The organism is Actinophytocola sp. (assembly GCF_036402745.1).
Taxonomy (GTDB): domain Bacteria; phylum Actinomycetota; class Actinomycetes; order Mycobacteriales; family Pseudonocardiaceae; genus Actinophytocola.
Genome location: NZ_DASWSJ010000121.1, coordinates 1 through 8,482, shown reverse-complemented (window position 1 = coordinate 8,482; position 8,482 = coordinate 1). Strand labels below are relative to the sequence as shown.

At 71.3% G+C, this 8,482-nt stretch carries 9 protein-coding genes and 1 pseudogene; 2 read left to right on the top strand and 8 right to left on the bottom strand.

Features of this window, described 5'->3' with window-relative positions:
- Positions 1–465: pseudogene (locus VGD70_RS11895) on the top strand (thymidine phosphorylase); the annotation flags it as partial.
- Between the two features lie 172 nt (positions 466–637).
- Here the strand turns inward: VGD70_RS11895 and VGD70_RS11890 are convergent.
- A complete protein-coding gene (locus VGD70_RS11890) occupies positions 638–1,780 on the bottom strand; it encodes a hypothetical protein (RefSeq protein WP_331081046.1) in 1,143 nt (380 codons plus the stop codon).
- A 261-nt stretch (positions 1,781–2,041) separates the two neighbouring features.
- Between VGD70_RS11890 and VGD70_RS11885 the strand changes: the two genes are divergently transcribed.
- Positions 2,042–3,142, top strand: a complete 1,101-nt coding sequence (locus tag VGD70_RS11885; RefSeq protein WP_331081044.1) for an adenosine deaminase — start codon at positions 2,042–2,044, stop codon at positions 3,140–3,142.
- Positions 3,143–3,178: 36 nt separating this feature from the next.
- Here VGD70_RS11885 and VGD70_RS11880 read toward each other — a convergent pair whose 3' ends face one another.
- The 7 genes from VGD70_RS11880 to VGD70_RS11850 all read right to left on the bottom strand — a co-directional run.
- Positions 3,179–4,489 (bottom strand): primosomal protein, encoded by a 1,311-nt coding sequence (locus VGD70_RS11880; protein WP_331081042.1) that lies wholly within the window; start codon positions 4,487–4,489, stop codon positions 3,179–3,181.
- 76 nt (positions 4,490–4,565) lie between these two features.
- On the bottom strand, positions 4,566–5,090 hold the full coding sequence (locus VGD70_RS11875; protein WP_331081040.1) for a YbaB/EbfC family nucleoid-associated protein: 525 nt from the start codon (positions 5,088–5,090) through the stop codon (positions 4,566–4,568).
- Positions 5,087–5,488: a YbaB/EbfC family DNA-binding protein gene (locus VGD70_RS11870; protein WP_331081038.1), complete on the bottom strand. Its 402-nt coding sequence runs from the start codon at positions 5,486–5,488 to the stop codon at positions 5,087–5,089. The genes VGD70_RS11875 and VGD70_RS11870 overlap by 4 nt, the downstream gene beginning before the upstream one ends.
- Positions 5,489–5,605: 117 nt before the next feature.
- The gene (locus VGD70_RS11865) at positions 5,606–6,727 is read right to left on the bottom strand and encodes a C40 family peptidase (protein ID WP_331081036.1); all 1,122 of its coding nucleotides are present in this window, start codon (positions 6,725–6,727) and stop codon (positions 5,606–5,608) included.
- Positions 6,728–6,797: 70 nt separating this feature from the next.
- Positions 6,798–7,145, bottom strand: coding sequence for a hypothetical protein (locus VGD70_RS11860; protein ID WP_331081035.1), 348 nt, complete (start codon positions 7,143–7,145; stop codon positions 6,798–6,800).
- Between the two features lie 97 nt (positions 7,146–7,242).
- Positions 7,243–8,109 carry an aldehyde dehydrogenase family protein gene (locus VGD70_RS11855; protein WP_331081033.1) on the bottom strand — a complete coding sequence of 289 codons (867 nt, stop codon included), beginning with the start codon at positions 8,107–8,109 and terminating at the stop codon, positions 7,243–7,245.
- A partial coding sequence (locus VGD70_RS11850) for an aldehyde dehydrogenase family protein (RefSeq protein WP_331081031.1) occupies positions 8,102–8,482 on the bottom strand: 381 nt, incomplete at its 5' end. The genes VGD70_RS11850 and VGD70_RS11855, both read right to left, overlap by 8 nt.

The following is an 8,482-nucleotide window of genomic DNA, read 5'->3' as shown; positions in this document are numbered from 1 at the left end:
GTCGCGCTGACTGTCGCGCTGGCGTCGGAGATGCTGTCGCTGGCGGGGGTCTCGGCGGACCCGGCCGCGGTCCTGGCGTCGGGCCAGGCGTACGAGACGTGGTGCGCGATGATCTCGGCGCAGGGCGGGGACCCTTCGGCGGCGCTGCCGTCGCCGGGTCACGTGCACACGGTGGTGGCGCCGTCGTCCGGGGTCGTGTCGAGGCTGGACGCGCGGGCGGTCGGGCTGGCGGCGTGGCGGCTGGGGGCCGGGCGGGCGCGCAAGGAGGATCCGGTGCAGGCCGCCGCCGGCGTGGTGTGCCTGGCGAAGCCTGGGGAGAGCGTCGTGGAGGGGGCACCGCTTTTCGAGCTGCGCACGGACACGCCGGGGGCGGTTCCGGGCGCTTTGGCGGTTCTGGCCGATGCCGTGTCGATCTCCGACTCAGCACCCGCTCCCACTCCGTTGGTCCTTGAGACGATCCGCTGAGCCCTGCTCCGGTGCCCTCGCACCATGAGGGGCTGGTCGGCGCGCATTCTCAGGCCGCGACTCTCATCGCCCCCCACCACGGCACGCCGCCGCCTCGCCCCCCGAACCCTGCCGACGAAAGCGAACGGCCCCAACCGCTCGAGGCGCTCGGGGCCGTTCCGCTCTTACCTGCTCAGTTCGTCGAGGCGTCCGCGTCCTCGTTCTCGTCCGTCCTCGGCTTCTGGGGCTTGCCGTTGCGGCGCCTCGCGGTCTGCCTCGGCAGGGTGGCCGGCGGGCGGGGTGGCTGGGCGCCGCCACCCATCATCAGCTCCGCGAAGGTGGCCATCGCCTCGTCCAGGTGGCCGCCGATGCGACGCTCGGACTCCTCGTTGCTCTTCTTCACCATCGACGCCAGCTGGTCGTTGTCCGGCTGGTGGGAGAGGGTGCCCTCGACCTTGGTGAGACTGTCCGTGATCGCGGTACCCAGTTGGGCGATCTTTTCCGTGAACCCGTCCTCGACGAGGTCCAGGCGGGTCGTCATGTCGTCCAGCCTGCCGGTCACCTGCTCCAGGCGCTGCGCCAGCGACTCCAGCCGCTCGGTGCCGTCCACCGTGGACTTGGTGTCCTCGATCGCGTCCTGCACCGTCTTGCGGGACTCGTTCACGACGCTGCGGACGCCGGTGGCCTTCTCGTCGATGTTGTTGTGCAGCGCGTTGGCCGTGTCGGCGAGCTTCGACTGGACGGCCTCCGACGCATCGGACACCGACTGGCGCACCGCGTCCTTCGTGGAGTCGACCTGACCGCGCAGGGCACCGTCGACCTCGTCGATGCGGCCGCGGAGGTTGTTCTCCGCCAGCTCGATGCGCTCGCGGACCGGACCGTGCACGGTGGCGGGCAGGGCATCCAGCTTGGTGTCCTGCTTGTCCAGGTGCTTGTCGAGATGCCCGTCGAGCTCGTCGATGCGGCGGTGGATGCTCGCGAGCTTGTCCTCCAGCCCGTCCATCCGCCCGGCCACGCCCTCGAACCGGCCCGCCACCCCGTCGAGCCGGCCGTCGAGCTGCGCGAACGGCGTCGCGAGCTTGTCCACGATGCCCTCGACGGCCCTGGTGATCGCCGCGATGGCGGCGTCCTGGGTGTCGAGCTTGCCCAGCGCCTCCTCGACGCGGCCGGCGAGCGCGGAGAGCTCGGTGCGGTCCGGCATCTCCGACAGGCGCTTGCGCACCGAGCCGATCGATTCCAGTGGGGACAGCCTGGCGTGGATCTCGTCCAGCGTGTCGAAGATCTGCTGCTGTTCGCTCTCACGGATCTCGGCCGCGCGCACCAACATGTTGCGCATCCGGTCGAACGACACCGTCGAGTTGTTGTTCTCGTTCACGGAGGTGACCTTCGTCGTGGGGAGGGGCAGGGCCGACGCTGGGGAGCCTAGCCACTCCCAGAACGCGTCCATACACCACCCGTTAGTTCGTTGCAGGCCCAAACACGAGCTATTGGGCCGTTCGGAGGATGGCCGTAGCGCAAATGCCGCGACCGGGCATGACCTTACGTGGTCCTGTGCTTACCCGATCGGATGACACCCCTCGTTGAGTACCGTTGCATCATGTCGACCACGAGCCCCGTTCCGGTGACCCCGGAGGCTGTCCGCGCCGCTCCCAAAGTTCTACTTCATGATCACCTGGACGGTGGGCTCCGGCCCGCCACGGTGATCGAGCTGGCCGACGCCTCCGGTTACCGCGACCTCCCCACCACCGACCCTGTCGAGCTCGATGCCTGGTTCCGCAGTGCCGCCGACTCGGGCTCGCTGGTCCGCTACCTCGAGACGTTCGCCCACACGTGCGGCGTCATGCAGAACCTCGACGCGCTCGTCCGGGTGGCCGCCGAGTGCGCCGAGGACCTCGCCGCGGACGGCGTCGTCTACGCCGAGGTGCGCTACGCGCCCGAGCTCTTCTCCGAGCACGGCCTGAGCCTCGACCAGATCGTCGAGGCCGTGCAGGAGGGCTTCCGGCTCGGCGAGCGGCGCGCGCTCGAGCAAGGGCACAAGATCCGCGTCGGCACGCTGCTGTGTGCCATGCGGCAGAACGCGCGGTCGCTGGAGATCGCCGAGCTCGCGGTGCGGCACCGGGACACCGGCGTGGTCGGGTTCGACATCGCCGGGCCCGAGGCGGGCTTCCCGCCCACCCGCAACCTCGACGCGTTCGAGTACCTGCGCCAGCAGAACCACCACTTCACCATCCACGCCGGCGAGGCGTTCGGCCTGCCGTCCATCTGGGAGGCCATCCAGCACTGCGGCGCCGAGCGGCTCGGCCACGGCGTGCGCATCGTCGACGACATCAAGGTCGACGGCGACGGCACCATCCACTTGGGACGGTTGGCCAGCTACGTGCGGGACCGGCGGATCCCGCTGGAGATGTGCCCGTCGTCCAACATCCAGACCGGGGCGGCGCCCTCGATCGCCGAGCACCCGATCGGGCTGCTCACCAAGCTGCGCTTCCGGGTCACGGTCAACACCGACAACCGGCTGATGTCGGGCTGCCTGCCGTCGACGGAGATGTCGGCGCTCGTGGACGCGTTCGGCTACGGGTGGGCGGACCTGCGGTGGTTCACGATCAACGCGATGAAGTCGGCGTTCATCGGCTTCGACGAGCGCCTCGCCATCATCAACGACACCATCAAGCCCGGCTACGCGGCGCTGACGGGCTGACGGCGGGCCGGCGCCCGCGGCGGGCGGGCGCCGTCGCTACTTGACGTCCAGGCGCTCCTCGAACGCCTCGATGAGGTGCTGCCACGAGGCCTGCTCCTGGTCGAACGGCGCGCTGGGCGCCAGCCGTGTCGGGTCCGGGCGCAGCACGAAGGACACCAGCCAGCCCAGGGTCTCCGACTGCGCCAGGGCCTCGGCAACGCTCTTGTCGTCGGCCCAGTCGGCCGCGTCGTTGAGCAGTTCCACCGCCAGGTCGAGCTGCACCGGGTCGACCGCGTCCGGGCCCTCGCCGATGTCGTCGGCCAGACCGTTGAGCACGTAGGTGTTGTCGGTCTCGACCTCGATGTCCAGGCTGCCGTCGGTGGCCTTGGTCTGGACCTCGTCCCAGGTCGACACCTCGGCGAGGTCGTTGTCGACGTTGCTGGCCTGCGCGAGGTACTTGGCGAGCGCCCGCGGCGACTTGGTGACCACGATCTTGCCGTCGGAGCCCAGGAAGATCGGCTCGTCGTCGAGGTAGCAGCGCAGCGTGTAGTACTCCGCCTCGGCCGTGATGATCTTGATGGGGTCGATGCCGACCTCACCCCAGAAGCCGACCGGCTCCGGCTCGGCCTCTTCCTCCTCGTCGTCGTCCTCGTCCTCGGCGTCCGCATCGGCGTCGGTGTCCGCGTCGGTGTCCTTTTCGGACTCCTCGGTGTCGACGTCCTCCGCGTCCTCGGTGTCGAGCGCGTTCTCGGCCTCCTCGGACTCGGCGAGGTAGGCGGCCAGCTCGTCGGTGGTCTGGTCGAGGACGGCCTTGTCGACCTCGGGCACGTACACCACCTCGTCGATGGCGTCGAGCACCTCGTCCCACCGCTCGGAGATGGTCTCCGCGAGGTCGGTCCACAGCTTCTCGCCCTCGCGCCCGGTGAACGGGAACGTGCCCTGCTCGAGGACCGAGAACCCCGCCGCGGAGTTCAGCACCTCGTGCACCTCGTCGAGCTCGCACACGTCGGCGAGCGAGCGGACGATGGTGATGATGTCGGCGAGCTCGCCGATGGTCCAGGTGTCCGGATCCTCGGCGGCGAGCTCGGGCACGCCGACCAGGTCGTAGGTGTGCGCCTCGTCGGGCAGCAGCTCCGGCACCGACAGCTCCGGCACGACGTCCCACGCGGGGTGGTCGGCCAGGTCGTGCTCGTCGACCGTGCGGACGAACGCGGCCAGGTGCGCGGCGTCGGGGAAGGCGTAGAGGTCGTCCTCGTGGCCGAGGAAGGCCTCCCACTCCTCGCCGTCCTCCCGCCACCGCGGTGCCCAGAGCGTGACGAGGTCGCCCTGGGGCAGGCCGAGCTCGATCGAGACGATGTCCTGGGACATTGCTGGACCTCCTGGTCACGCAATCCGGCGGCACACAGAACGTCGGCACTCTACGTGGTGCGGACTTAGAGGTGGATCACCGGTCGGAGCGTAGCGACGATGGGTCGAACGACGCGAGCTCATCGGCGGAGTCGTGGCCGCCGTTCGTGCTCCCGTCATCGGTCGTTTCCTCCGTTATACGGCGTAAGCGGTCGTCGCGCCGGGCCTGGAACTCCTCCGCGGTGACGCCGCCGTCGCCCTCGCGGCGGGCGGGCGCCGCGCGGCCGGACAGCTGCTCCAGCGCGAAGGTGAGGTTGTCGCCCAGCAGCAGCGCCACCTTGTTGTAGCCGGACTGCGTGGCGTCGTCCATGGCGACCCGGGTCACCTTGACGATGAGCTGGCCCAGCCCCTCCGCCCCGTAGCGCGCCGCCTCGGGGGCGAGCCAGAGCCGGACGAGCTTGCCCCGCCCGTCGACGGTGACCTCGACGGTTCCGTTGCGGTCGTGGGCGGTTCCGGTCACCTGAGCCAGGATGTTGTCTACTTTGGACAACGCCTCCTGGCGGGCGCGGCCGTCCGCGATGAGCTGCTTGGTGCTGCGGTTGAGCGGTTCGCGTTCGATCACGGCCGGCGCCTGCCCTGCTTGAGCGGGTCGCCGAAGTCGGCGTCGGCGTCGGCCTGCTCGTCCTCGACCGGGACGTAGCCGAGCGACTCGAGGTCCTTGTCACCGACGACCGGCGCCAGCGCGTTGTACATGTTGCCGCCCGCCAGCCGGGTGGCCCGGTCGGCGAGGACGGTGATCTGCCGGGCCAGCGTCTCCATGTCGGCCGCCAGCGCGCTGGGCTCCAGCCGCACGTCGGTGAGCAGGCCGCCCGGCGCCACCTCGACGACGATGCCGCCGTCCGGCGAGGCGGCCCGGCCGCTGATCCGGCCCACCCTGGCCACCTGCGCCGCGGCCTGGTCGCCCGCCTGTTGCACGCGGCGGTCCACCACCGCCAGCTCGTGGTCGATGTCTATCTCCACGACCCACCCCCTACTGTCCGCAACCAGTGTGCCCGAAAGGTCCGACACTCGCGCTCAGCCGCTCGGACGAAGCCGGCCGAGCACGGCGCTCGTGGTGGCGAGGTCAGGCGAAGCCGCTCACCCGGTCGGGCGGTAGAAGCCGACGAAGGCCATGCCGGAGTTGGTGGTGCGCAGCGGGCCGACCTGCACCGGGTCGCCGGCCTCGACGAGCTGGCCGTTGCCGATGTACATGGCGACGTGGCCCTCCCAGCAGATGAGGTCGCCGGGCAGCAGCTGGTCGGCCGACGGGACCTCGGCGCCGATGTCCTGCTCGCGCGAGGTGCGCGGGATGTCGAGGCCGCCCTCGCCGTAGGCGTACTGGGTGAGGCCGCTGCAGTCCAGGCCCGAGCCCGGCGCGGTGCCACCCCAGACGTAGGGCACGCCGAGCTGGCCGAGCGCGGCCCGCACGGCCTTGGCGGCGGTCTCGTTGGGGGCCATGACCGTGCTGCCGTCGGGCAGGTTGACCGCGACGCCGGTGCCCGGCTGCGGCGGGATGGCGACCGGCAGGCGCTTCTTGGTGGCCACGCCACCGCCACCGCCGCCACCCCCGCCACCGCCGCCGGAGTCGCCCCCGCCTCCGCCGCCCCCACCGCCGCCGGTGTTGTAGGCGGACGGCGGGTTGCTGCCGCTGTCGGCGCTGCTGGCCGAGGTGGTGCCGTCGGCGCCGTCGAGCCGGGTGACGACGTCGGTGAGCTGGCCCATGACGGCTTCGAGGTTGGTGCTGCTGTCGCCGCTGACCTGGGCGCCGAGCCGGATGAGCTCGCTGATCTTGGCCTGCGCGCCCGCGTGGTCGCCGGCCTGGCGCAGCGCCGCGGCCGCGGAGAGCAGCTCGGCGGCGCGGTCCATGAAGTTGTCGATGAGCTGCTGGTTGGTGGACTGGCCGACCTTGAGGACGCTGGCCGCGTCCCGCACCGCGGCCTGGACGTCCGCGCTGTAGGTGCTGATGTCGCGGGCGGCGGTGGTCATGGTGGTGGCGTCGGCGGCCTGCCGGTCGGCCGAGGAACCCTGCCAGCCGTGCTGCAGGTTCTGCGTCTGCCGGCCGGCGTCGGTGTCGTAGGTGTAGAGGGCGGTCTGGACGCCGCCGTGCGCCTGGTCGACGGAGTCGATGGCGCCGTCGTCGGTGGCGAGCTGGCGCTGCGCGTCCGCGGCCGGGGAGACCAGCGTCTCGACCACCGGCCCGGTCGTCATCGTCGGGCTCACGACAGCCCCTCGCACGCTCGGTGTCGCCGCTCGCGGTCGCCTCGTGTCATGGGTTCACTCGCACGCTCGTTCACGTCGCGTCACCCGCGGCGCGGCGGAACGCGCGGTCGTGGCTGTCCTCGGTGTCGACGTAGTTGGTCCACGTGGACTCGACCGCGGTGGCCATGTCGGTGGTGTTGGTGGCGAGGCCCTTGACCCGGTCGACCTGGCGCTGGGTGGCGTTGCGGATGGCGTCGGAGAGCCCGACCTCGTTGCCGACGCGTGAGAAGGCGTCGCCGTGCAGCGAGGTGTGCGCGGCCAGCGGGTCGGTGCTCAGCTGGTCGGCCAGCGGCCGGTAGCCCCTGGTGAAGTTGGCGAACGCGTCCGCGTCGGCGTCGTAGCCGGGCGGTGGCGGCGGCACCGGGTTCTCGTGTGTCATGTGTTCCCCTCCTGCCGGGGTCAGACGCACCGCCTGCCCCGGTGGCTCCCCTCAGTGTCCAAAGGGTAGGTCAAGTCCGGGGCCCTCCGCAGAGCTTTCACACTCCCATCGGGTGCCAGACGGTCTTGGTCTCGAGGAAGGCGCGGAGCCGCGAGATGTCCGGGGCCGCGGTCCAGTCGGGCTCGGCGGACCTGACCCGCAGGACCCGCTTGACCGTGTTGGCCGCGGACCTCTCCAGCTCGGCGGTCATCGACTCGGGGGCGCCGGTCGGGTCGAGCGCGTTGACGTCGGCGTGCGAGGCCAGCCAGGGGGCGAGCTCGGCGGTGCGGCCGGTGAGGATGTTGACCACGCCGCCCGGCACGTCGGACGTCGCGAGCACCTCGGACAGGGTGATGGCGGGCAGTGGGCGGTCCTGGCTGGCCACCACGACCACCGTGTTGCCCGTGGCGATGGCCGGGGCGACGACGCTGACCAGGCCCAGCAGCGACGACGCCTGCGGGGCGAGCACGCCCACCACCCCGGTGGGCTCGGGCACCGAGAACGAGAAGTACGGGCCGGCGACCGGGTTGGCCGCGCCGAGCACGGTGGCGACCTTGTCCGCCCAGCCCGCGTACCAGACCCAGCGGTCGATCGCGGCGTCCACAATGGACTGCACGCGCTTGGCCGGCACGCCCTCGCTCAGGCCCACCTCGGTGATGAACTGCTCGCGGCGGCCCTCCAGCAGCTCGGCCACCCGGTAGAGGACCTGGCCGCGGTTGTACGCGGTGGCCCCCGACCAGCCGCCGAACGCCTTGCGCGCGGCGACGACCGCCTCGCGGACGTCCTTGCGGGAGGCCAGCGCGGCGTTGGCGAGGAAGCCGCCCTTGGCGTCGCGCACGGGGAACGAGCGGCCGGACTCCGACCTGGGGAACGCGCCGCCCACGTAGAGCTTGTAGGTCTTGGCGATCGAGAGACGCTCAGACATCGAGGTAGGCCTCCAGTCCCACGCGGCCACCCTCGCGGCCGAAGCCGGACTCCTGGTAGCCGCCGAAGGGCGCGGTCGGGTCGAACCGGTTGAACGTGTTGGCCCACACGACGCCGGCCCGCAGCTTGTCGGCCATCCACAGGATCCGGGACCCCTTGTCGGTCCAGATGCCCGCGGACAGGCCGTAGGGGGTGTTGTTGGCCTTGGCGACGGCCTCGTCGGGGGTGCGGAACGTGAGCACCGACAGCACCGGGCCGAAGATCTCCTCGCGCGCGATGCGCATGGCCTGGCTGACACCCGCGAACACGGTGGGCGCGAAGAAGAAGCCCTTGTCCGGCAACGGGCACGGGCTGGTCCACCGGGTGGCGCCCTC